The sequence below is a fragment of the Streptomyces kebangsaanensis genome, assembly GCF_001906585.1.
In the GTDB taxonomy this organism is placed as follows: Bacteria; Actinomycetota; Actinomycetes; order Streptomycetales; family Streptomycetaceae; genus Streptomyces; species Streptomyces kebangsaanensis.
Map to the genome: position 1 here is coordinate 22120 of NZ_JUJA01000164.1, position 226 is coordinate 22345.

Sequence of the window (226 nt, forward strand, 5' to 3'; positions counted from 1 at the left end):
CCGAGCCGGCCGAGGGGGAGCGGGAGGGGCCGACCGTCGCCTCGCTCGCCAGCTCCGCCGAAGTGCTGCGCCACCGCGACGTGGCCGGACTCGATCCCGCGGAACGCGCGCAGGTGCGCCGGCTGCTGGCCGCGTTCGCGCTGCGCGGGCAGTCGCGGCGCACCGCGCGGCGGCGGCCGGCCCGGCGCGGGGACGTCGATCCGCACCGCACCGTGCGGGAGATGCT

At 80.5% G+C, this 226-nt stretch carries 1 pseudogene; it reads left to right on the forward strand.

Annotated features, from left to right (window positions below):
* A pseudogene (locus RH94_RS45300) lies at positions 1 to 226 on the forward strand (hypothetical protein); the annotation flags it as partial.